Raw genomic sequence first — 22118 nt, forward strand, 5'->3', positions numbered from 1 at the left:
ATGGCGACTTCTGTCGAGCGGTTGGCATCATCATGTCGATTATGGACGTAGCAATGCTCGCACGTGAATGTGGGGGCGAGACTGCTCGCGATGGCATCGCCTCGATTTTCCGGTTTGTACAAAATTTTTCTTGGCATTTGCCGGCGTTTTTTCGCTTTTCAAGCTTGCTGAAACGTTTCATCAAGTCTATAAAAACGGCACAACTCCAAGAAAGGCTGCTGTTATGACCCCGCTCAAACTCTTTGTTGCCCTCGGCGCAATGTCCGCTGCCTCCCACGCCATGGCCTGGGATTACGTTCTGCTCGACACCGACAAAGCCGCCCGGAACTGGCAGATCACCAGCCAGCAACTCGGCATAAAAACCGACAAACCCTTTAGCGTTACCCTGCGCACCTTGCACGGCGGTCGGCAGGAGGGCGTCAGCATCGTCGACATCGATAACGGCACGATGAAACTTTCGGTAGTGCCGACTCGAGGCATGAACGTCCTGCAAGCCTCGGTCGGCGATGTGCGCATGGGCTGGGATTCACCGGTCAAGGAAGTGGTCAATCCATCCTTCATCGAACTCAACGGTCGTGGTGGCCTGGGCTGGCTGGAAGGTTTCAACGAACTGGTCACTCGCTGCGGCTACGAATGGGTCGGCCACCCCGGCATCGACAACGGCGAACTGCTGACCCTGCACGGTCGCGCCGCCAATATCCCCGCGAACAAAGTCACCCTGCACATCGATGAAAAACCGCCATACGCCATCACCCTGCGCGGCGAACTGAAAGAGCAGGCATTCAAGAAAGTCGACTTCTCCGTCGCGACCGAACTGGTCACCGAACCCGGCAGCGTAGTGTTCGCCCTCAACGACACCCTGACCAACAACGGCGACTATCCGAAGGAATACCAGGCGCTGTACCACAGCAACTTCAGCACCCCGTTCCTGGAACAGGGCGCCCGGTTCTCCGCGCCGGTGAAACAGGTGTCGCCGTTCAACGACAAGGCCAAGGGCGATCTGCCTGACTGGCAAACCTATCGCGCACCGACCAAAGACTACGACGAAACGGTTTACAACGTGGTGCCCTATGCCGATGCCAAGGGCGATACATTGACCGTGTTGCATAACAAGGCCGGCAGCCTGGGCGTTTCGGTCGGCTTCAACACTCAGACACTGCCCGTGTTTTCCCTATGGAAAAACACCGACACCCAAGGCCAGGGCTATGTCACGGGGCTGGAGCCGGGGACAAGTTTTTCCTACAACCGCCGTTATCAACGGCCACTGAACCTGGTACCGACAATTGGGCCCAAGGAACACAAGCAGTTCCGCATCAGCTACAGCTTGTTGGCGGATAAGGCGGCTGTGGACAAGGCCTTGCAGCAGGTGAACGAGATTCAGGGCGGGCGGGAGACTGAGGTGCGGCAGACGCCGTTGGTTGATCTGACCAAGGGGTGACACCGGCTAGAGCGTTGCTTCGCTGATCGCACCAGTCTGTTGCTGTTTGCCAGCTCTTGACTCATGGCTGTCAATCACCCAAGGCGCTACGCTCGCAGGCACGCGCCTTCAACTACAGACGATGCCGATATGAAACACCTGCTTGATCGTTTACGTGGCTGGGCCAGAAAGCTCAAACAGCAAACGATGGTTCTCTGGTTTTGCTTTCAGCATCCGCAAACACCCTGGTTACCCAAGTGGATTTCGGTTTTTGTCGTCGCGTATGCACTAAGTCCAATCGACCTCATTCCCGATTTCATTCCTGTGCTTGGGTATCTGGACGACGTGATTATTTTGCCGCTTGGCATTCTGCTCGCTATTCGGTTGATGCCTGCACAGGTGCTCGAAGATTGTCGGATCAAAGCGAGTGAGTGGGAGAAAAACCACAGGAAGCGGCCAGTGAACAGATTTGCTGCGGTGATCGTTGTAGTGGTCTGGCTCGTTGCTGCGGGCAGTCTGGTGGCTTGCTTGCTGTGAGTTGAAGTTGTTGCTCAACCCATGCGTCAGTCCTGATTTTTTTGAACTCGGGAACAAAGGCCCGGGCAATCGCCATGACAGCGACGCGGACGACAACGATGCCGCGGATGCCGCTCGGGACGCAGCAAAAGCCGAGGCGAAGGCAGCCAGAGAGGCCGCCAAAGTTGAGGCGAAGGACGCCAGGGAGGGAGTCGCAAGCCCTTAAAGGTCATGGGGTTTGCGACTTTTTTCGGCAATCGGGTCAAATCTCCATAGTCAGATCGACCGCTGATTCACGCGCTGAGTCAGCTCTTGCGCGGACTCTTTGCGTTCCGAGTAGCGGTCAACCAGGTCGGGGCGATCCCGTAGCAGCAGGGTGAATTTCACCAGTTCCTCCATGACGTCTACGACCCTGTCGTACAACGATGAGGGTTTCATGCGATTGGCTTCGTCAAACTCCAGAAAAGCCTTTGGCACCGAAGATTGATTGGGGATGGTGAACATGCGCATCCAGCGTCCCAGCACACGAAGCTGATTCACCACATTAAAGGACTGGGAGCCGCCGCAGACCTGCATGACCGCAAGGGTTTTACCCTGGGTTGGGCGAATGGCCCCCAACGCCAACGGCACCCAGTCGATTTGCGCCTTGAACACCGCAGACATCGAGCCGTGGCGCTCTGGCGAGCACCAGACCTGTCCTTCAGACCACTGCATCAGTTCGAGCAGTTCCTGGACTTTCGGGTGGTCGGAGGGCGCGTCGTCCGGTAGCGGCAGGCCGGATGGATTGAAGATCCGCGTCTCGGCGCCGAAGTGTTCGAGCAACCTGGCTGCTTCCTCGACCAGCAGGCGACTGAACGACCGCGCACGAGTCGAGCCGTATAACAACAGGATGCGCGGCTTGTGCTGGTCGTTGCGTCCATTGGCGATGGGGTGGGTCAGTGCCGTGTCGAGATTGGGCAGGGAATGGGTCATAAGGGCTCCGGTCAAAGCGTGCCGATGCGTTCGAGTTCGCGCTTCAATGCATCGCGGTCAAGTTGTGCAAAAGGCAGCTCGAGGAATGCCCGGCAGCGCGTTTCGATGCGCGCCAGGGTTGAGTGGAACGCCGCTGCTACCCGTGCTTCATCCCCCGTTATGTCCGAGGGATCTTCCAGGCCCCAATGGGCTTTCAGTGCCGGTCCGAAGTACACCGGGCATGCCTCGCCGGCAGCCTTGTCGCAGACCGTGATGACGATGTCCGGCGGGTTGGCTTCGAAAGCCTCATTGCCTTTGCTGCTCAAGCCGTCGATGGCAATGCCGGCCTCTTGCAAGGTGCTCAGGCTGCGGGGCAGCACCTGTCCCTTGGGGAAACTGCCGGCACTGATTGCCTCAAAGCCTTCCGGCGCGAGATGGTTGAACATGGCTTCGGACAGGATGCTGCGACAGCTGTTGGCGGTACACATAAACAGAACGCGCATGGTGACTCCTCTTTGCGGTCGCACAGGGCTATACGCTCAGGCGCAAGGCCAGGGCAGACAAGGTGATGAGCAGAATCGGCAGCGTCAGGACCACGCCGACCTTGAAGTAGTAACCCCAGGTAATGCGGATGCCCTTGCGCTCCAGAACATGCAGCCAGAGCAGGGTGGCCAGGCTGCCGATGGGGGTGATCTTGGGGCCCAGGTCAGAGCCGATGACGTTGGCGTAGATCATGGCTTCACGCACTACGCCGGTGGCGTCACTGGCTTGAATCGACAGCGCGCCCACCAGCACCGTGGGCATGTTGTTCATACCCGATGACAGCAAGGCCGTGAGCAGGCCGGTGCCCAATGCAGCGCCCCAGATGCCGAACTCGGCCATGCGGTTCAGGGCCATTGTCATGTAGGTGGTCAGTCCGGCGTTTTTCAACCCGTACACCACCAGGTACATGCCCAGCGAAAAGATCACGACCTGCCAGGGCGCTTCACGCAGCACCCGGCGGGTGGAAATCACATGCCCGCGCGCCGCCACGGCGAACAGCATCGCGGCACAGACCGCTGCGATGGCGCTGACCGGAATGCCCAGGGGCTCCAGGGCAAACAGCCCGACCAACAACAGGGCCAGAACGATCCAGCCGACGCGGAAGGTCAGGGGATCACGCACGGCGCGTCGCGGATCCATCACGTCATCGAGCGCGTAGTGCCGGGGAATGTCACGGCGGAAAAACCAGTACAGCACCACGAGGGTGGTCGCCACGGCAACGAAGTTGACCGGCACCATGATGGCGGCGTACTCGCTGAAGCCCAGGTCGAAGTAGTCCGCCGAAACGATGTTGACGAGGTTGGACACCACCAGGGGCAGGCTCGCCGTGTCGGCGATAAAGCCGGCCGCCATGACGAACGCCAGGGTGGACGCTGGCGAAAAACGCAGTGCGAGCAGGATTGAAACAACGATGGGGGTCAGGATCAGGGCGGCGCCGTCATTGGCAAACAACGCGGAGACGCCGGCCCCCAGCAGTATCGTGAAGACGAACAGGCGTCGCCCGTCACCCTTGGCCCAGCGTGCCACATGCAACGCGGCCCACTGGAAGAACCCGGCCTCATCGAGCAACAGACTGATGATGATCAGCGAGATGAAGGTCGCGGTGGCGTTCCAGACAATGGCCCACACCAGCGGAATATCCTGCAGCGTCACGACGCCTGCCAGCAGGGCCAGAACGGCGCCCAGGGAGGCGCTCCAGCCGACGCCCAGACCCTTGGGTTGCCAGATGACCAACACCATGGTGAGCAGGAAAATGGAAAACGCAGTCAGCATGTGGATTCTCGACGGTTGAAGGGTCAGCAGCAGGCGGCAGTGTTGAGAGGGCGGTCGCCCATGGCGTTCAGGCGGGTGCTGTCGTCCTTGAGCCAGTCGGCGTTGGCTGCCAGCGTGGTCTGCAGAACATCACGCACCCACGCGGGCAGATCAGGGTTGAGCCGGTAATACACCCATTGCCCCTGGCGGCGGTCCAGAAGCAGGCCGCATCCGCGAAGCTGGGCAAGATGGCGGGAAATTTTCGGCTGGCTATCGTCCAGGGCACAGACCAGCTCACACACGCATAACTCGCCTTCACGGGCGATGAGCAAAGTGGCCCGGGCGCGGGTTTCGTCGGACAGGCATTTGAATACGGCGGCAGGGTTGAGCATTGGCAGGGCTCTGTACATATGGTCATGCGAATATACGTTTATCCATATGTTTCGTGCAAGCCGCTCGGACTCAGGAAGGGCAGAGTTGTTCAGGTATGCGATAGACTTGAACGGTTTCGACGCAAGGCAAAGGAGATGCAGTGCATGGAATCGTTTAACGTTCGCGAGCTGAAAACCACTGACGCTGAAGCTTTACTGGCGTTCGAAATCCGCAACCGTGAATGGTTCGAATCGCATATCGATGCGCGCGAACCTGCGTTTTATTCGTTGCGCGGGGTCGCCGATCATATCGACAGTTATCTGTCGGGTTTGGCCATCGGCGCCTGGCACCCGTTTGTCATCGAGGACTCAAGCCAGGCAATCGTTGGTCGAGCCAATCTGAAAAGCATCGACCTGGCGATGGGGTCTGCCGAAGTGGGTTATCGGATCGATCAGCGCGTGTGCGGGCAGGGGCTGGCAACACTGGCGTTGAGGCATCTGATCCAGCAGGCACAGGTGCGCTGGGGACTTGCGCAACTGGTGGCCTATGCCTTCAAGGAAAACCTGGGCTCCAGAAAGGTACTGGAGCGGTGCGGATTCAAGCTTGAGCAACCTTGCCGTGATGACAGCCCGGGCAGCGAAGAGCGATTCGTCCTGTCGTTTCAATAGTTCTGCAAGCCCGCAGCAGGTTGCTGCGGGCTACTCCTGATCCTGATCTGCCGCCACCTCTTGCCAGCTGTCATCCGGGTCAAAGCGCTTCATCGATTGCGCCAGTTTTTCACCTTCGGGCCCCAGGTCTTTTTCGAACACCTGGCCTTCGTGACTGATCATGAAGCTCATCACCCCGGTGACGTTGTATTTCGCCGGCCAAGCGATCAGGGCAAAGCCGCGGCTCATCTTGTCGCCGATAAGGTAACTGTAGGCACCACCCGGTGCCGAAGGCCCCTGGCCGTGAAGAATGCGGAAGCGGTAGCCATGCCATTCTTCGTCGGCAATGGCTTTGCCGAACGAAGGCCCCAGCGGGCTGATCTGGCCGCTATCGTCTTGTGCCCAATAGAGTCCGTCGTGCTTGCCGGGGGTGCTGAAGATTTTCTGCGCATATTCGAGTGCGCCATCACCGTCCCGATCGACTGACGCATAGTCCATCTGGGCGTCGTGATAGGCCAGCACCGACTGCACCGCGTCGAGTTCATTGCGGCCGATCTGGCGTGCGCGGATCTCGGCACTGCCGGCCTTCAAGTCGAAGCGCCAGCCGCTCGCAACCTTTACCAAGGGGATAGGCAGTGTCCAATTCTCGGGGCCGACCGCCAGGATGCCCTTGCGGTCGCTGATTTTTTCAATGTGGTGTTGCTCGCGGTACTGCTGCAAAAACGCATCGACGTCTTTGCGCTGCACACCTTCACGCGGGATGTAATTGTGCCAGTCACTACCGAGCAGTTCCGTCAGGCGTGCCTGGTCGGCGTGTTCCGTACCCAGTGCCTGGACCAAGGCCTCTGCGGCCTTTTCCGGGGTTGGAAAGGCCTGCTGCGCCGTCGCCATGCACGACCACAACAAGCCGGCAGCTACCGCAAGGACAGGAGGCAGCAAGCCCGTGAATCCTTTCACTCGAGGATGGTTTTTCAACGACGGCCCCCCCTTTGACGCGCTGGTGGATTGGACGGCCGACTGACCTGGTGACCGGCCGAACGGGCGGCACTGGGGCGATGGGCGGATGCCTGGCTGGCCCGGCCACGATTGGCCTGGACGTTGGCCTGGGACGGTGAGCGTGCGCCGGCGAACGCATTGTTGCGGGCACTGCCGGCACTGGCGGCGGGCCGTTTGGACGGCGCTTGCCGCGTCTGCGCTGTGCCTTCTCTGCGCTGGTTCAACTGGGCGGTCTGGTTTCTGGGTTCCTGGCGGGCCTGGGTCCTCGGCTGCTGATTTTCCCGGGTATTTCTGGCGGTACCCTGGCCTCTGTCAGCCGCCTTGGGCCTGTCCGCACCGCCCTGTAACCGATTGCCGTCCGCGGCTGCTGACTGGAGTTTGCGCGTTTGATCACGGGCTTCGCGGTTGCTGGTGGCAGGTCGTTCGATACCGTGCCTGTCCATTGAACTGCGGGCATTTTCACGGGCCTGGGCGCGCTGTGCAGTGTCCCCGCGATAGGCTTCACGCTGACTGGCACCGTTGAGTTGGCGGCCGTATTGTGCGCGGCTCGCATTGTCTCGATAAGGCACGCCATTGCGGTGCACCGGGTTGTGCTGCCATTTGTTGTTGGTGATCCGGTTGTTGGCGTTGATGTTGTTGTAGCGATTGACGTCGATGTCGATGTCGTTATTGCCCCAGTCACATTCACCCCACAACGATCCAATGATCGCCACGCCGGCGCCAAACGCGAGTCCGGCCATCAGGGCCTGGCCCGGGTAATAGGCCGGTGGCGGTGGATAGTACGCGGGCGGCGAGGCCGGGTAGGGCCATGTGCCGTAGGTAGTTGTCGGGTTATACGTGGGGACGTACACCACCTGCGGATCGGCAGGCTGGATGATGATGGTGGAGCTGCTGGCCGGCGCCGGTGCCGATTCAGGAGCAGGAGCCGGTGCCGCATTCGTGGTTGCAGGTGCGGGCGCCGCGACATTCTGGATCGTCACGTTCTGATACTGGTTGCTCTGCAGATTGCCGGCGGCCTGTGCCTGGCGACGCAGGCGTTGCGCGCTTTCCATGACATCGTCGGGCTGCGCCAGGAAGGCATCACCCAGGCGTTGGACCCAGACGGGATCCTGCCCCAGCGTTGCCAGAACCTGCGGGAAGGCGACCAGCGCTTGCACGCTCGGATCCCAGGGCTGGTTCGCCACCTGTTTGACCGCGTCGTCACCCTTGGCGTCCGGATGCGCTTTGGACCAGCTGACGGCCTCGCCGACTTCCCCGGGGTAGGTGGTGGCCATCAGCACCTGTGCAAAAAGAGGGTCCGGGTAAAGCGCAATGGGCGCCAGCATCTGATCCAGCTGTTCCTGGTTGAACACCGGATCCTTGGCCACCGGGGCGACGGGCGCCGCATTGGCCGCGCTTGCTGGAGCGGTGGCGGGTGCCGGAACCGGGGCCGGTGCGGCTGCGGTCTCATCCGCACCCAGTGCCAGGCTGGAAGATCCGCTCAATAACAGTACGGCCGACAACGCGTAAAGAAATGGAATGTGCATTGCACCCCCCATGTGGTCAGGCAGGCTTGAAATGAGTGGATCAATCCCCGGCAGGTGAAAGCCGACTCTGCAAGCCACAGAGCTGCGCCTCGACACCGCTCCCTAAGGGTAGCAGCTCATTTGGAGGAGACAGGCTGGCTTTGAAACGCTGTGATCCAGGTCCTGATTCTGATCAGTGTGCGCTGGCATCGCTTTCGTGTTCTTCGGCAAATGCCATGAACACGTCCAGGTCCAGCACATCCAGCTTGATCCGGGAAATGAACGCCGAGAAGGCCAGGTTGGCCGCCAGCAGACGCAGATCAGAGGCCCAGGGCGGAAGGTAGGTCGGTCCCTTGAGCCAGCCGGACTCGAACAGTGGCGCCAGGCGCACAGTGTCCGCCAGGCTGAGGCGCCCTGCAAACAAGTGCCCGATCAGTTCCGGCCGGTTATCGCGGATTGCAATGCGCAGCAGGGTGTGGACGCCGAGCAACCCGGTCAGGTAAGCGGCATCCTTGGTAAACGCCGAACCGCCCCGCAGATCGGCGCCGCGGAACACCCGTTGGGTTGAGCGGAAGGATTCCTCTTGCGTCTGCCCGGCAGCCAGAAATCCTTCGAACACCTGGATGAAGTCGGCGCCCTCCAGCGCCTGCTGAACGGCCAGCACGCGCAGGGCAAGGCGACGCAGGCGGTTGATGTCCATGCTGCCGGTGAACAGTTCGGCCAGGGTGGCAATGCCCTCCTGGGTCTGGGTTGTGCGCGGAGCGCCCAGGCCCAGGCTTGTGAGGTTGGGCTGCCGCGCGCCGTTCTGTGCGGTGGCGACATGCACGAAGGCCTCGTGTTGCAACAGCTGATGCTTGTCCAGCTCCGTGAACAGCGCACTGGCCCGCAGGCGAATGCGGCTCGATCCGGCGATGGCCTTGGCGGCCAGGTTCGGATCGAGCACCACCGTGATCTGTCCGACGCCGAAGAAACGGTCCAGTTCCGGTTGAATCCAGGCGGCGAACACCTTGGCCGGAATCTCGGCAGGGCAGGGTGGAATTCGTGCACCCCCGAGCAGGGCGTCGGTGGTGTCGAGAAAGAACCGGGCCGCGTCGAGCATGCTCAGTTGCAGGCGCGAGTAATGGAAATCCGGACGCCGGTACAGCGCTGACGAGTATTGGGTAAAGGCGGGAGTACCCACGGCCCCCAGCATGTGCCCGGCCGTGGCATAGCTACGGGCGGTCAGGGCCAGGTGGTTCCCGGCCGGATGCCCCACATCGCAATGGCTGATAAAGGTTTCCAGGGCGGCGATGTCGGCGCTGTGGTCGCGGGGCTGCAACTTGACATTGGGCAGCGTGGCACGCCCGCTGCGCCATTTCGCCAGGAAGTCCTCCTCGACGCCATCGGGCCAGGACAGCGCATCGAGCACGCGGATCTTGCGGGTCAGGCCGGGCAGGGCGGCATCGAGTTCGGACAGGGCAGCGGCGCTCATGGATAGCTCCTTGAGGGACGAGGTGACGTTACAAAAGCTTAGTCGTCGCGGACGGCTGCGTGTTGAGCCGTACGGGCAAAGTCGATGAAGGCCTTGAGCGCTGCGGGCACATGGCGGCGACTGGGATAATACAGATGCAGGCCCGGATAAAAGGGGCACCAATCGGCCAGCACCTGGATCAGGCGGCCATCGGCCAGATACCCGCTGACCATGTCCTCGAACACGTAGGCCAGGCCCACACCCTGCAGTGCCGGGCCGATCATCAGGCTGACATCGCCGAGCGTGAGCGGGCCGCTGACGTCGATTTCCTGGGTGATCGCGCCGCGTTCGAATTCCCAGCGGTACATCGAGCCGCTGGGGAAGCGATGGCGGATGCATGGGATGCCATGCAAGTCCTCGGGTTTTCGGGGGGCGGCATGCTGCTCGAAGAATGCCGGCGAGCCCACGACCACCGACCGCATGTTCGGCCCGATAGGTCGCGAGACCATGTCGGCTTCCAGACGGTTGCCGAAACGTACCCCCGCATCAAAACCGCCAGCCACCACGTCGACCAATGCGTCGCTTTCGACGATCTCAAGACGGATATCCGGATACTCCTTGAGGAACTGGCTGACGATCGGCAAGAGCACCAACTCACAGGCCTGTCGCCCTGCTGTCATGCGCAGGTTCCCTGAGGGCTTGTCGCGAAAGCTATTAAGGTCTTCCAGGGCATCATCGATGTCCCGGAAGGCCGGTTTCAGCCGTACGAAAAGTCGCTCCCCAGCGTCAGTCAACGCCACGCTGCGCGTCGTGCGATTGAACAGGCGTACGCCCAGGCGATTTTCCAACGCTCGCAATGAGTGACTGAGTGCCGAGGGCGTCAGACCCAGTTCGACCGCTGCCCGACTGAAGTTCAGGTGCCGGGCGATGCACAGGAAGATCGACAGGTCGGCGGTGGAGGGGGATTTCATTTGTGAACACCTTTCACAAAGTCATGCAAATTTGTTGGGATTATCACATCAGTAGCACAGCCTTAAAGTGGCATCAACTCATCGAGAAGGCCCGGCAACAACGCTCGGGTCGCAGACAGGAGGAGTTGAAATGCGTACCTGGTTCATTACTGGCGCTTCCCGTGGTTTTGGCACCCTTATCGCAGAACACGCCCTGCGTGCTGGCGACGCTGTGATTGCCACCGCTCGTCAACCACAAGACATCACTGATCGCTTGGGCGATCACCCGAACCTGCTCGCCGTGCGGCTGGACGTCACCCGCGAGGAAGAGGCGCATCAGGCGGTTGCCGAAGGCATCAAGCGTTTCGGGCGCATTGACGTGCTGATCAACAATGCCGGCTTCGGCGTGCTGGGCGCGGTGGAAGAGACCAGCGCCAGCGAAACGCAACGCCTGTTCGCCACCAACGTGTTCGGCGTGCTCAACGTCACCCGCGCGGTACTGCCGCACATGCGTCGCCAGCGTAGCGGTCATGTGATCAATATCTCGTCGATCGGCGGCTATCAGGCCTACATGGGCTGGGGCGTCTATGGTTCCACCAAGTTTGCGGTGGAGGGCATTACCGAAGCGCTGCACCAAGAGCTGGCGCCTCTGGGCATCCATGCGACGGTTGTCGAACCCGGGTTCTTCCGCACCGACTTCCTGGACGAGCAGTCGCTGATCAAGACCGCCCTGGAACTGCCGGACTACGAGGAAACCGTCGGCAAGATGCGCCAGTTTGCCGAAGGCGCCAACCATGCGCAGCCTGGGGATCCGGTGAAGTTTGCCGAAGCGATGCTCGCGCTGGTCAACGCCCCGAAACCGCCACAACGCCTGGCGCTGGGCAGCGACACTGTTGCACGCATCGAGGCGAAAAACCGCTTTGTGGAGGCGGAGTTGAGCGAGTGGAAAGCGTTGGCGCTGTCCACCGACTTCAAGGTCTGACGCGTACAGGGGCCGTGTGGAGGTTCAAAGCCTGTCCAACGCGGCCTCAGAGCAGGCTCCACGACACCCCGACGTACATCGCCATGCCCTCGCCAGGGGTGGAGCGGGCCGCGTCCAGCCCTTTGTCGTCGTAGCCCGGCGTGACCGTGGCGGCATAGTGCTTGTCGGTCAGGTTGCGCAGGTCCAGCCAGGTCTGCCAGTCGCCCTTGGGCGCGTTGTAGCCCAGGGTCGCGCCGAATATGGCATAGGGATCGGCGTAGTAGCTGTTGGCGTAATCGACCGCCACCTTGGATACCCATTGGGTGTTGACCGCGGCGAAAAAGCCTTGTTGCCAGTCGTAACGCAGTTCGCCCTGGTAATAGTGCATCGGCAGGCCCGGCAGGCGGTTGTCGCCGAAGCGGTCATCGTCGCGGTAGTGGAAGTCACTGAAGGTGTAGCTCTGGCGCAGGCTCAACTGGCCGCCATCGCCCGGCGACCAGAGTGGGCTCAGCAGGCTGGCTTCGACGCCCTGGTGCACGGTGGGGCTGGCGTTGAGCTCGTACGGCGTGGTGGCGTTGGCGTCCGGCAACACCGAGAGCAGTTCATGGTGCACCTGGGCGTAGTACCAGGCCAGGCTCCACTGGCCCAGGTTACTGTCACCACGACCACCGATTTCCAGGGTGGTGGCGGTCTGGTTTTGCAGCTTGACCGGATCGCGCTGGGCGCCTGTGGCGGGGCCGCTGCCGGCGGGGAAGCGAATGTTGGAGCTATAGATCAGCGACCAGGGGTGCGGCGCCTCGACCGAGCGACTGAGATTGCCGAACAGTTGCAGGTCAGGTGTCAGCTGGTAGCGCAAGCCTACACGCGGGGCATAGTCCCAGTCGTGCAGGCTGGTCTTGCCGCCTTCCTGCGGATAGGTGACGTCACTTTCACGGCGGGTGTAAATGGCGGCCAGGCCGGTGGTCAGCCACAGGTCGTCGGCGATCTCCAGGTCGTTGCCGACATGCAGGACCGTGTCCGAGCCCTGGTAGGTGAAGTTGCGCATCAGCGTGCCCGGTGCGTAACCGGCGGTGTTGCCGGTGGGGATGCGCACGAACTCGCTGGCGCCGGCGTTGGGCAGGTGTTTGGTCACCCGCAGGCCCAGGGTGCTCTGGCTTTGCAGACCCCAGAGGGTGTCGCGGCGCTTGTAGTCGAACGTGCCGCTGACGTCGGTGTACGCCACCTTCAGGCGGTTGGGCCCCTCACGCAAGTCCATGGGGTAGTCGTGGTAGACAAGGCCGGTCTGGATGCTCGAATCGTCATCGAGGTACCAGGTGGTCTTGTTGCCGATAAAGGTGCTGCCGGGCTCGTCGCGGCGATCGTCCCGCGCCACGTAGGCGGGGTTGGCCGCCCGTGGATCGTGCTCGATGGAGTGCTTGGTCACGCGTCCCGCGAGGTCGTTGTCGGTCTGGCGGTGGCGCAGGTAGAAGCGCGTTTCCAGGTTCGGGTTGAAGCGATAACCGAAGTTGGCGATCACGCCCTGGCTCTCGCTGGCCGTGTGGTCCTGGTAGCCATTGGCGTTTGCGTCGGTCATGGCCACGTAGTAATCGAAGTCACCCAGCACCTGTCCGGAACTGACCTGACGCTGCTGATAACCGTGACTGCCGGTTGCGTAGCGTACCTGCAACTTCGGCGCGTTGTAGCCGGTATGGCTGACGTAATCGATGGCCCCGCCCAGGGCCAGGGCACCGCGGTCGAAACCGTTGGCGCCGCGCAGCACTTCCACATGGTCGAGCCACAGCGGCTCCAGCAGTTCATAGGGCGTGCCACCAGGGCCGGTCAGCGGCAGACCGTCGAGCATGGCGTACAGCCCCGAGGCATGGGCACCCGGCGCACGGTTGATGCCCGATCCGCGGATCGAGATCTTCACCCCCTCATTGCCCGCCGACTGGGCATAGATCCCGGGCTGATAAGCCAGCACATCCTGGTTACTCGCCACACGGCCCTGCAGCGGACGGCGCATGTCGACCACATTGGTACCGCCGGGTACCTGGGCCAGCCGGGCCTTGGCGTCCTCGATCCCCTGGTCTTCGTCACTCAGGTCCTCGGCCCCGATCAGCACTTGCCCCAGTTCAAGGCCCTGAGCCTGGGTCATGGCCGGACAAACAAGGGCCAGGCCCAGCAGCGCGGCGGGCAAGGAATTAGGCGAGGGCATTGGGGAAACTCCAGACGTACAGGGAACGGGCAATGAACAGTGCGACGCAAGAATGAACGAAGGGAACACATGGCAATTTGGTTTTTTGCCCTCCGGATATTTCCAGTGGCGTTGACGTCACTGCAACGCCCGGGGCCGGGTCAGGCTGAGCAATACGTTCAGATGGCGGGACAGTCTCAGGCGATGTAGCCGCCGATGCCATCCCAAAGCAGCTTCACGGCGGTGACCACCAGCAAGCCGTAACAGGCGCGGTACATCTGGCGTTGATCCAGTCTGGCGTGCAGACGCCAGCCAAGCCAGACACCGCTGGGAACGGCGAGCAGGCAAATGAGCATCAGGCTCAGCACGTTTCCGGTGGGCTTGGCCAGCAGCAGCCAGGGCACCGCCTTGAGGAGATTGCCCACCGTGAAGAACATGCTGGTGGTGCCGGCATAGAGTTGCTTGCTCAGACCCAGCGGCAACAGGTACATCGCCAAGGGTGGTCCACCTGAATGCGCGACCATGGTCGTGATGCCCGAGGTGACGCCCGCGGCCACCGCCTTGGGCGATGAGCGCGGGCGTACGCGGACTTCTCCACCGGCCTTGAACCAGAGACCGACAAAAATCAGTGTGATCGCTGCCATCACGATGGCGACCGCGCGGTGGTCCATCACGCGAAAGAGCCAATAGCCGACGCCAATGCCGACGACCAGGCCAGGGACCAGCAGCCCAAGGTCCGGTTTTGACCAGGTAGACGGCTTCCAGTAGCGCAGGCCGAACAAGTCCATGGCGATGAACAGCGGCGCGAGCAGTCCGCCGGCAGTGATCGGGTCCATTACCAGCGACAGCAGCGGAATGCCGACAATGGCAAAGCCGCCACCGAACGCGCCTTTCATGAAGCAGATCAGAAAGACGCCGGCGAAGGTGACAAGGAGTGTGGTGGCGGTCAGTTCCAGTTCCAAGGGGCGGTCTCCTTGCCGTTGTCGGTTGAAAATGGGGATTTCATTCCGGGTGGCCGGGTATCCATAATGTCGACCACGACCTGCTTCACAGAAAGTGCCAGTTTTGAGGTTTTTCCATGGGCCAGTTTTCAGATGGGCCGGATGCATCCTTGCGCGGTGCGCAGCGCCGTATCTATGCCAGGCTGCGGGCGCAGATCGAAGAGGGTACGCTCGCAGCGGGCACGAAGCTGATGTCGACCAGGGCACTGGCGGCCGAGCTCGGCGTGTCGCGAACCACGGTGACGGCGGCCTACGAGCAACTGGCGGCCGAGGGCTTTGTCGCGACATCGACGGGTAAGGCTGCCACGGTCGCGAGCATGATCAGTCCCTCGTCCGGGCACGCCAGGGGGAACTTAGTGCGGCACAAAGCGCTGCCACCTGCGCTTTCCCTGTACGGGCAGCGTGTTGCCGACCTGAAGCCCTACAGCATGGCATCGCCGGGTGCGCGCATCGATTTCCGCTACGGTTCGGTCGCATCGAGGGACTTTCCGGCCCTGGGCTGGCAGCGCGCCTATCGTGTCGAACTGGTCAAGCGTCAGCCGAGCCTCTCGTTCGGGCAGCCCGAAGGGGAGGCGCGTTTGCGCAGCGCCCTGCAAGGCTATCTGCAACGGGCACGAGGCCTGACGTGCGATGCGGAGCAAATCCTCGTCGTGCATGGCTCGCAGCAGGGACTTGACCTGTGTGCCCGGCTTTTGTTGAACCCCGGCGATGGGTTCGTCTTCGAGGAACCGGGTTACCGCATGGCCAGATATTGCTTTGAGGCCGTGGGCGCCGTGGCGCTGCCCCTGTCCGTCGACACCTTTGGACTCAATACCGCCGCCCTGCCGGAAGATGATCGCGTGCGCCTGGCCTATGTGACGCCGTCGCACCAGTTTCCCATGGGGGCGGTGCTGCCTGTCGCACGTCGACTGGAACTGCTGGGGTGGGCGAGTCGACACCGCGCGTGGATCATTGAGGACGATTACGGCGGTGAGTTTCGTTACGGTCAGCGACCCATCGACGCGCTGCAATCGATGGACGCGCAAGCCCGCGTCATTTATGTCGGGACCTTCTCCAAGGCACTTTCACCGCAGCTCAGATTGGGCTATCTGGTGCTGCCACGGGAGTTGGTGCATGTTTTCCGTGAAGCCAAGCGGCTGACCGATCGCCACTCACCGCGCTGGGAGCAAAACGTGCTCGCTTCGTTGATCGAGAGTGGCACCTATGAGCGCCACGTACGCCGTCTGCGCCGGGAGAATGAGCAGCGGCGAAGGGCTTTGCTGGAGGCTGTCGAGCAACATCTGGCGGGGCACGGGCAACTGGTCGGCATGGCGGCGGGCCTGCATGGCGTACTGCTGTTATCGGCACTGCGCGCTCAGGATGAGCCCAGGCTACAGGCGCTGGCGCTCGAACGCGGGGTGGGCGTTTATCCGCTCTCGCCGCTGTTTGCCAACCCCTCGTGCGCAGAGCATGAGCGACCCGCAGGACTCATTTTGGGCTATGCCGGTCTGACACCGCAGCAGGTTCATGACGGGGTCCGCATTCTTGCTGCCGTGATTCGGGACGTCGAGGAGAAAAGCTAACTCATGCCTGCACACATTCGCCTGGCTGTACCCGATGATGCACCGTTGCTGCCCCCTGTTGAGCGTTGCGCCGCTCAATCATTCCGCTCGATCGATGAGCTGGGTTGGCTGGCGGACGCTGCCACCATGACAGTCGACCGTCACAGGCAGTTGATCGCGTTATCGACTTGCTGGGTGGCTGTCGACGCGCAAGCTCGGCCCATGGGTTTCCTGAGTGCAGAACGCCACGGCAGCGATCTTCATATCCATGAACTGTCGGTCAAACAGTCCGTGCAGGGGCAGGGCTGGGGACGAAGACTGGTTGAAACGGCGATGGAATATGCACGCTTGAATCAGCTGGCTTGTGTCACGCTGACGACCTTCACACAGGTGCCGTGGAACGCGCCCTTTTACCGGCGGCTGGGGTTTGAAGTCACCGCTGGGGCAACTCTGGGCAAGCGCCTTGCAGACATCCTGGCACAAGAGTACGGCTGCGGTTTTGAGCCCGGTAGCCGCTGCGCCATGTCGTGGCGGGTACCCCAGGTCCCGTAGCCGGCATCAAACCGGACCCGCCGGGAGGGCGGGTCCGAAGGGAGATTTTCTTCACACATTCCCGGAAAACTGTAGGAGCCAGCCTGCTGGCGATGGCCTCAAATGCGCCGCGTTCATCCAGTTCACCCGCGTTATCGTTAACGACCATCGCTGGCAAGCCAGCTCCCACAGGGGACCGCGTCCACACAGAAAAAACTGTAGGAGCCAGCCTGCTGGCGATGGACTCAGATGCGCCGCGCTTATCCAGCTCACCCGCGTAATCGTTAACGCCCATCGCTGGCAAGCCAGCTCCCACAAAGGACCGTGCCACGCTAAAACTGTAGGAGCCAGCCTGCTGGCGATGGACTCAAGTGCGCCGCGGTTATCCGGTTAACACGCGTAATCGTTGACAACCATCGCTGGCAAGCCAGCTCCCACAGGGGACCGCGTCCGAGTCCAATCCAGTGAAAGAACCGATCAAAGCGTCGGCAATTGCCCGATGCGGCCCATCATCTCGGTCACGATCTGCAAGTCCAGCAGGAATTGCTCTGTCGTCTTGAACTCGTTGTCGTTGTGACCGGTGTACTTGACGTCCGGCATGGCCAGGCCGAATTGCACGCCGTTAGGCAGTTCATGCACGGACGTGGCGCCGGCGGAGGTGCCGAATTTGTGTACCATGCCGAGGTTTTCGCTGGCCACCGCGAGCAGGGCCTTGACCCATTCACCCTCGGGGTTGCGGTACATCGGTTCGGCAATCGACAGGTCGAAGGTCGGTGCGATCCCGGTCTTCTTGCTCCAGGCGTCCAGCTTGGTGGCGATTTCGGACTTGAGCGCTTCTGGCGTCTTGCCCTTCGGCACGCGCAGGTTGACGGCGAGTTTCAAGGCTTTGTCATCCATCCCGACATAAGTCAGGGAAGTGGTCAGCGGGCCCATGAACTCATCGGCAAAACCGACCCCCAGCTTGCCACCCAGGTAGTCCAGCCCCCAGTTGTCGGCGGCGTAGCGGGCGGCGTCGGTGATCTGGTTGTGCTTGAGCGCGACCTTGCCGTCGAGGCTATTGATGAAGTCGAGCATCCTGGCCACCGGGTTGACGCCGGACTCGGGCTCGGAGGAGTGGGCGGAAACGCCGGTGACCGTCAGTTTGACGTCCTTGCCGTCGACCTTGGCAGCCACTTCGAAGTTGCCGCCATTTTGCATGGCGTACTCAGTGCCGGCCTTTTGCAGGCTGGCAGCCAGTTCGGCGGGCTTGTCGGTCACCAGGGTCGCGACCGATGTCGACGGAATCTGGTTGGTGGCCAGGCCGCCGGTCATCGAAATGATCTGCGCGCCTTTGCCTTCGCCTGAGCGCTTGGCGAAGCTGGCCATGACGGTGCCGTAGCCTTTCTCGGCGATCACCACCGGGTAGCCGCCATCCAGCGCCAGGTTGTAGTTGGGCGTCGGGTTGCGCTCGAAGTAGTAGGGGATGGCGTCACCGCTGGTTTCTTCGGTGGTGTCGACCAGCAGCTTGAAGTTGCGCGCCAGCGGCAGTTGCTCTTCCTTGATGATCTTCATGGCGTAGAGCGCCACCACGATACCGTTCTTGTCATCTTCGGTGCCGCGGCCATACATGCGATCGCCGACCAGGGTGACCTTGAACGGATCGAGGCGGGTGCCGTCCTGCAGAACCCAGTTCTCCGGCGTCACCGGCACCACATCGGCATGGGCGTGAATGCCGACGACTTCATCGCCCTTGCCTTCGAGGGAGATCTCGTAGACGCGGTTGTCGATGTTGCGAAAGTTCAGGTTGAACGCCTGGGCGAGGCCCTTGATCTTCTCGGCAATCTTGAGGAATTCGGGATTGTCGTGCTGGTCAACGCCGTCCACGCGCACGGTCGGAATGGCCACCAACTCCTTCAGGGTCTCGGTGGCCGCGCTGCCGTACTTCACCCGGGCATAAAGACCCAGCAAACGATGGATTTCGTTCTGCTGCTCAGCGGACAGCGCCTTGTTGTCGAGGAAGGCACCGATGGCCGGGCCGAGGTCGTCGGTTTTGGCGACATCGCTCTTGGCCAGGGTTTGCAGGAACTGGCGGAAATCCTTGACCGAAGCATCATTGAACGTCTTGAGGATGATCGCGCTCTGTTGCGGTGTGATGTTGGCGTGGGCAACGCTGGTGAACGACGAAAGGCTGGCGAGCATCAGGGTGGTCGCAGCCAGGTGCTTGAGTGAAAAATCCATTGCTGGGGGCATTCCTTTGCAGGCGGGTTGTAAGAAATATCTGATCGTTTGATCAGAAACATTTCAAAACTAACACCGTGAGCCTGTGAAACGGGAGTCCCTGAAGTGGGATCTGTCGCACAGAAATGCAAAAGCGACGCAGAAACGAAAAAACGCTCTTTCAGTGTTTACATTCCGCCAACACCACCTGGCAGGTATCCGGCGTGCCACCCGATCGGCCGGCATAGCGTTTGCAATTAGCCAGGGATTTATGGCGTGCGATGTTCAAGGTGTTGCCCCAAGCGAGGCCTCCTTCACCGACAGTGGGAAGTGCCTTTGCATAGCAGGTTGAGCCAATGCTTGAGGCTGCAGGGCGAGCCGTGGTGGTTTTGCCTGAACATCCGGCCAGCAGCGCCAGATTGGCGGCGAGCAGGGAAAGCAGGAGCCATGACGAGCCTTGGCGTGCTGTATGTCCCGTCATTGCGGTTCCCCTGTATCAAGAGGCGTGCTCAAGGTCGTGCCTGTTCAGTATAGACGCCGCACTCCTTGGACACGCTCCATAGTGTTCCTGTGCCTCAGCCGTTTGTCATCGGGTCGGCAGCTTGATCTCTTCGTCCAGCGCATGGGCTGCCTGGATCGGATCGAAGTATTCACGGATAAACCTGAGCTTGCCGTTCTCGGCTTCGACGAACAAAACGTAGGCCTGCCGGTAGATTCGGCCCGTCGTCTTGATTGTCCCTTCGGCCTTTACTTGCGCGACGGCTTTTGAGTGGTCGGCCAAGGCATCGATCTGAAGGTCGTAAAAGCGAAAATCTTGCACCGCTGCGATAAACCAGCCGACATGACCCAACACCTCATCACGGCCCGACAAACGGGTCGGATGCCCCAGGCCCGGGGCGTAGGGAAGCTCCCAGACAATGTCGTCGGAAATCAGCGATTTCCATTTCTCGGGGTGGGCGACAAAAGTGTCGAAGTGCGCCTGTAGCAATGTTTGAGCCTGGTTCATCTTTCGCCTCCGGGGTTGTGATGGCCGGTGTGCTGTGACGGCTACTCACGGCCTGGTCGAAAGAATGTCCCACGGAACGCTGTTCGGAAAAACCCGGTTAAATTCGATCGCCAGGTTCCAGAAAATCGACAAGTACCGTCCTCAAGCCAATGCCTCCTGCGCCGAGCCTTGCTGAACGAAGCGTTCAATCAACCACCGCGCCGCCGGCCCCGGTGGCACATCCGTGCGGTAGATGACGTCGAAGGAGTATTGACCGCTTTTGTATTCCGGAATGTTCAGTTGCACGAGTCGGCCGCTCTCCAGATCTTCCTGGACCATCGGGGCCGGCATGTTGCCCCAGCCGATGCCTTCACGCAGCAGCATGTGCTTGGCGCCCAGGTCCGCCAGCCGCCAGGTGCGGTTGCTGAGCACGGCGAAATCCTTGTCCTTGGTCAGCACCGAACGGTCGGACAGCACCAGTTGCGTGAACTCTCGCCCGGCGCCCGGAACATTCGAGTCGCTCGATGCCAGAGGATGATTGGGGGCGGCCACCGGAATCAACTCGACACTGCCGACGCCCATTCTTTCGATACCGTCGATGCCCTCATTCATGGGCCCACTGACGCCGATGATCGCGCCACGGTTGATCACCAGCTCGGTGACGGCGCCGAGGGCTTCCATGTGCAAGTGCAGGGCAACGGTCGGGAATGCTTCGCGAAAGGATTTGAGTGCGTCCACCACGCGTTCGGGCGGAAGCATTACATCGAGTACCACGTGAACCTCGGCTTCGAGTCCCTGGAGCAGGCCCTTCACTTTGGCGCGTAATCCATGAATACCGTTGGCGATGGTCCTGGCTTCGGCCAGCACGGTGCGGCCGGCATCGGTGAGCTGGGGTTTGCGGGTGGTCTGACGGTCAAACAGCGACACGCCGAGCTGCATTTCCAGGTTGGCGATCGAGTAACTGACGACCGAGGTGGCCCGGTGCAGTTTTCTGGCCGCTGCGGCAAAACTGCCGACTTCCACGACCGTCAGGAACACGCGCAGCTGGTCCAGTGTCGGTGTTCCGGGGTCAGAGATCATGCCTGTTTCCTCGAACGTAATGGCCAATATTATCCCGGTACAACTTGTCGCGTCATGCATCTGCCCGGTGTGCTGAAAAAATGAAACACCAGGCAGATAAGCGCAAAACCGCGACAGGTTGAACAAGGCTCCTAAAGAGTGGCGAACCGTGATCGGCGACAGTTGAGTCGTCGAAAGCGACACCCGCATACGGCGTATGCGCAGCGGCTGGAATGGTTCAGCTGCTCTCTGGAAAGGAGAAACGAAATGACTGATTTTATGCCTACCCCCAACGAAATCGCCGGCAAAGTCGTGATTGTCACGGGCGCCGCCAGTGGTATCGGCCGTGCCATCGCCGAGCTGTTCCATGCCCGTGGCGCCAAGGTCGTTGCCGAAGATATCAACCCTGAAGTGAACACCCTCGAGCGCCCGGGCCTGGTGCCATTCGTGGCCGACATCACGGTCGATGGCTCGGCGGAAAAAGCAGTTGCCCTGGCCGTTCAACACTTCGGCAAGCTCGATGTGCTGGTCAACAACGCGGGGCGGATCATCTACAAGCCTCTGGTCGAGATGACGCGCGAGGACTGGAGCTGGCAGATGGAGACCAACGTGACGGGTGCGTTCCTCCATTCCCGTGAAGCGGCGAAGGAAATGATGAAACGCAAGTCAGGCGCCATCGTCAACATCGCGTCCTATGCCTCCTACTTCGCGTTCCCGGGCATCGCGGCCTACACGGCGTCGAAAGGGGCTCTTGCTCAACTGACCCGAACCCAGGCCCTGGAAGCGATAGAGCACGGCATTCGGGTCAATGCGATTGGCGTGGGCGACGTGGTCACCAACCTGCTCAATCACTTCATGGAAGACGGCCCGGGCTTCCTGCAGGAGCACGGAAAGTCGGCACCGATCGGCCGTGCCGCTTCGCCCGATGAAATCGCCGAGATCGTGGCATTCCTGGCCTCCGAGCGCGCCAGTTTCATTGTCGGCTCGGTGGTCATGGCCGATGGCGGCATGAGCATTCCCGTGGGCAGTTGATTGGCCGGTTGTACTTGCGGCACGGCGAGCGCCGTGCCGCG

Annotated in this window: 22 protein-coding genes; 8 read left to right on the forward strand and 14 right to left on the reverse strand. The window is 61.3% G+C overall.

The features are described 5' to 3' along the window. Positions 1 to 53 precede the first annotated feature (53 nt). The 3 genes from ACXX83_RS08325 (at position 54) to ACXX83_RS08335 (ending at position 1954) form a co-directional block, all read left to right on the forward strand. Positions 54 to 227, forward strand: a complete 174-nt coding sequence (locus ACXX83_RS08325) for a hypothetical protein (protein WP_458548096.1) — start codon at positions 54 to 56, stop codon at positions 225 to 227. Continuing rightward, positions 224 to 1438, forward strand: coding sequence for an aldose 1-epimerase family protein (locus ACXX83_RS08330; RefSeq protein WP_458548097.1), 1215 nt, complete (start codon positions 224 to 226; stop codon positions 1436 to 1438). Before ACXX83_RS08325 ends, ACXX83_RS08330 begins: the two co-directional genes overlap by 4 nt. Positions 1439 to 1567: 129 nt before the next feature. Further along, positions 1568 to 1954, forward strand: a complete 387-nt coding sequence (locus ACXX83_RS08335; protein WP_217838093.1) for a YkvA family protein — start codon at positions 1568 to 1570, stop codon at positions 1952 to 1954. Positions 1955 to 2209: 255 nt separating this feature from the next. Here the strand turns inward: ACXX83_RS08335 and arsH are convergent, their stop codons facing one another. The 4 genes from arsH to ACXX83_RS08355 are packed head-to-tail and all read right to left on the reverse strand — an operon-like array spanning position 2210 to position 5070. Further along, positions 2210 to 2905 carry an arsenical resistance protein ArsH gene (gene arsH / locus ACXX83_RS08340; RefSeq protein ID WP_458548098.1) on the reverse strand — a complete coding sequence of 232 codons (696 nt, stop codon included), beginning with the start codon at positions 2903 to 2905 and terminating at the stop codon, positions 2210 to 2212. Positions 2906 to 2916: 11 nt separating this feature from the next. Then, entirely contained in the window at positions 2917 to 3387 is a 471-nt protein-coding gene (locus ACXX83_RS08345) for an arsenate reductase ArsC (protein ID WP_095966897.1), read from the reverse strand. Between the two features lie 28 nt (positions 3388 to 3415). After that, the gene (locus ACXX83_RS08350; protein ID WP_217838097.1) at positions 3416 to 4699 is read right to left on the reverse strand and encodes an arsenic transporter; all 1284 of its coding nucleotides are present in this window, start codon (positions 4697 to 4699) and stop codon (positions 3416 to 3418) included. Positions 4700 to 4722: 23 nt separating this feature from the next. Next, entirely contained in the window at positions 4723 to 5070 is a 348-nt protein-coding gene (locus ACXX83_RS08355) for a metalloregulator ArsR/SmtB family transcription factor (protein WP_126045525.1), read from the reverse strand. 144 nt (positions 5071 to 5214) lie between these two features. On the opposite strand from ACXX83_RS08355, the gene ACXX83_RS08360 reads away from it, so the two are divergent. After that, complete coding sequence (locus ACXX83_RS08360) at positions 5215 to 5718, forward strand: GNAT family N-acetyltransferase (protein ID WP_217838098.1); 504 nt, start codon at positions 5215 to 5217, stop codon at positions 5716 to 5718. 30 nt (positions 5719 to 5748) lie between these two features. Here the strand turns inward: ACXX83_RS08360 and ACXX83_RS08365 are convergent, their stop codons facing one another. The 4 genes from ACXX83_RS08365 to ACXX83_RS08380 form a co-directional block, all read right to left on the reverse strand. Further along, positions 5749 to 6588 carry a DUF2950 domain-containing protein gene (locus tag ACXX83_RS08365; protein ID WP_458550170.1) on the reverse strand — a complete coding sequence of 280 codons (840 nt, stop codon included), beginning with the start codon at positions 6586 to 6588 and terminating at the stop codon, positions 5749 to 5751. 80 nt (positions 6589 to 6668) lie between these two features. Next, positions 6669 to 8219, reverse strand: coding sequence for a DUF3300 domain-containing protein (locus tag ACXX83_RS08370; RefSeq protein WP_458548099.1), 1551 nt, complete (start codon positions 8217 to 8219; stop codon positions 6669 to 6671). A 172-nt stretch (positions 8220 to 8391) separates the two neighbouring features. Continuing rightward, complete coding sequence (locus tag ACXX83_RS08375) at positions 8392 to 9669, reverse strand: peptidase MATCAP family protein (protein ID WP_458548100.1); 1278 nt, start codon at positions 9667 to 9669, stop codon at positions 8392 to 8394. Positions 9670 to 9707: 38 nt separating this feature from the next. Then, positions 9708 to 10619 (reverse strand): LysR family transcriptional regulator, encoded by a 912-nt coding sequence (locus tag ACXX83_RS08380; protein WP_458548101.1) that lies wholly within the window; start codon positions 10617 to 10619, stop codon positions 9708 to 9710. 130 nt (positions 10620 to 10749) lie between these two features. Between ACXX83_RS08380 and ACXX83_RS08385 the strand changes: the two genes are divergently transcribed. Further along, positions 10750 to 11580: an oxidoreductase gene (locus tag ACXX83_RS08385; protein WP_015094800.1), complete on the forward strand. Its 831-nt coding sequence runs from the start codon at positions 10750 to 10752 to the stop codon at positions 11578 to 11580. A gap of 46 nt (positions 11581 to 11626) precedes the next feature. Here the strand turns inward: ACXX83_RS08385 and ACXX83_RS08390 are convergent, their stop codons facing one another. Together ACXX83_RS08390 and ACXX83_RS08395 are read right to left on the reverse strand one after the other, a co-directional pair. After that, the gene (locus ACXX83_RS08390; protein ID WP_458548102.1) at positions 11627 to 13753 is read right to left on the reverse strand and encodes a TonB-dependent receptor family protein; all 2127 of its coding nucleotides are present in this window, start codon (positions 13751 to 13753) and stop codon (positions 11627 to 11629) included. Positions 13754 to 13929: 176 nt separating this feature from the next. Beyond that, a complete protein-coding gene (locus ACXX83_RS08395; protein ID WP_015094802.1) occupies positions 13930 to 14694 on the reverse strand; it encodes a sulfite exporter TauE/SafE family protein in 765 nt (254 codons plus the stop codon). 116 nt (positions 14695 to 14810) lie between these two features. Between ACXX83_RS08395 and pdxR the strand changes: the two genes are divergently transcribed. After that, the gene (gene pdxR / locus ACXX83_RS08400) at positions 14811 to 16295 is read left to right on the forward strand and encodes a MocR-like pyridoxine biosynthesis transcription factor PdxR (protein WP_217838105.1); all 1485 of its coding nucleotides are present in this window, start codon (positions 14811 to 14813) and stop codon (positions 16293 to 16295) included. Positions 16296 to 16298: 3 nt separating this feature from the next. Then, on the forward strand, positions 16299 to 16826 hold the full coding sequence (locus ACXX83_RS08405) for a GNAT family N-acetyltransferase (RefSeq protein WP_015094804.1): 528 nt from the start codon (positions 16299 to 16301) through the stop codon (positions 16824 to 16826). A 456-nt stretch (positions 16827 to 17282) separates the two neighbouring features. On the opposite strand, the gene ACXX83_RS08410 is transcribed toward ACXX83_RS08405, so the two are convergent. From ACXX83_RS08410 to ACXX83_RS08425, 4 genes are all read right to left on the reverse strand, one after another. After that, positions 17283 to 19022 carry a dipeptidase gene (locus ACXX83_RS08410; RefSeq protein WP_458548103.1) on the reverse strand — a complete coding sequence of 580 codons (1740 nt, stop codon included), beginning with the start codon at positions 19020 to 19022 and terminating at the stop codon, positions 17283 to 17285. 160 nt (positions 19023 to 19182) lie between these two features. Beyond that, a complete protein-coding gene (locus ACXX83_RS08415) occupies positions 19183 to 19482 on the reverse strand; it encodes a hypothetical protein (protein ID WP_458548104.1) in 300 nt (99 codons plus the stop codon). A gap of 105 nt (positions 19483 to 19587) precedes the next feature. Then, positions 19588 to 20007, reverse strand: coding sequence for a nuclear transport factor 2 family protein (locus ACXX83_RS08420; protein WP_126045534.1), 420 nt, complete (start codon positions 20005 to 20007; stop codon positions 19588 to 19590). Between the two features lie 141 nt (positions 20008 to 20148). Then, the gene (locus ACXX83_RS08425) at positions 20149 to 21066 is read right to left on the reverse strand and encodes a LysR family transcriptional regulator (protein WP_217838107.1); all 918 of its coding nucleotides are present in this window, start codon (positions 21064 to 21066) and stop codon (positions 20149 to 20151) included. A gap of 246 nt (positions 21067 to 21312) precedes the next feature. Here ACXX83_RS08425 and ACXX83_RS08430 point away from each other — a divergent pair, with 246 nt between their 5' ends. Then, positions 21313 to 22077 (forward strand): SDR family NAD(P)-dependent oxidoreductase, encoded by a 765-nt coding sequence (locus ACXX83_RS08430; RefSeq protein WP_458548105.1) that lies wholly within the window; start codon positions 21313 to 21315, stop codon positions 22075 to 22077. Positions 22078 to 22118: the final 41 nt, after the last annotated feature.

This window comes from Pseudomonas sp. GNP012 (assembly GCF_054343835.1).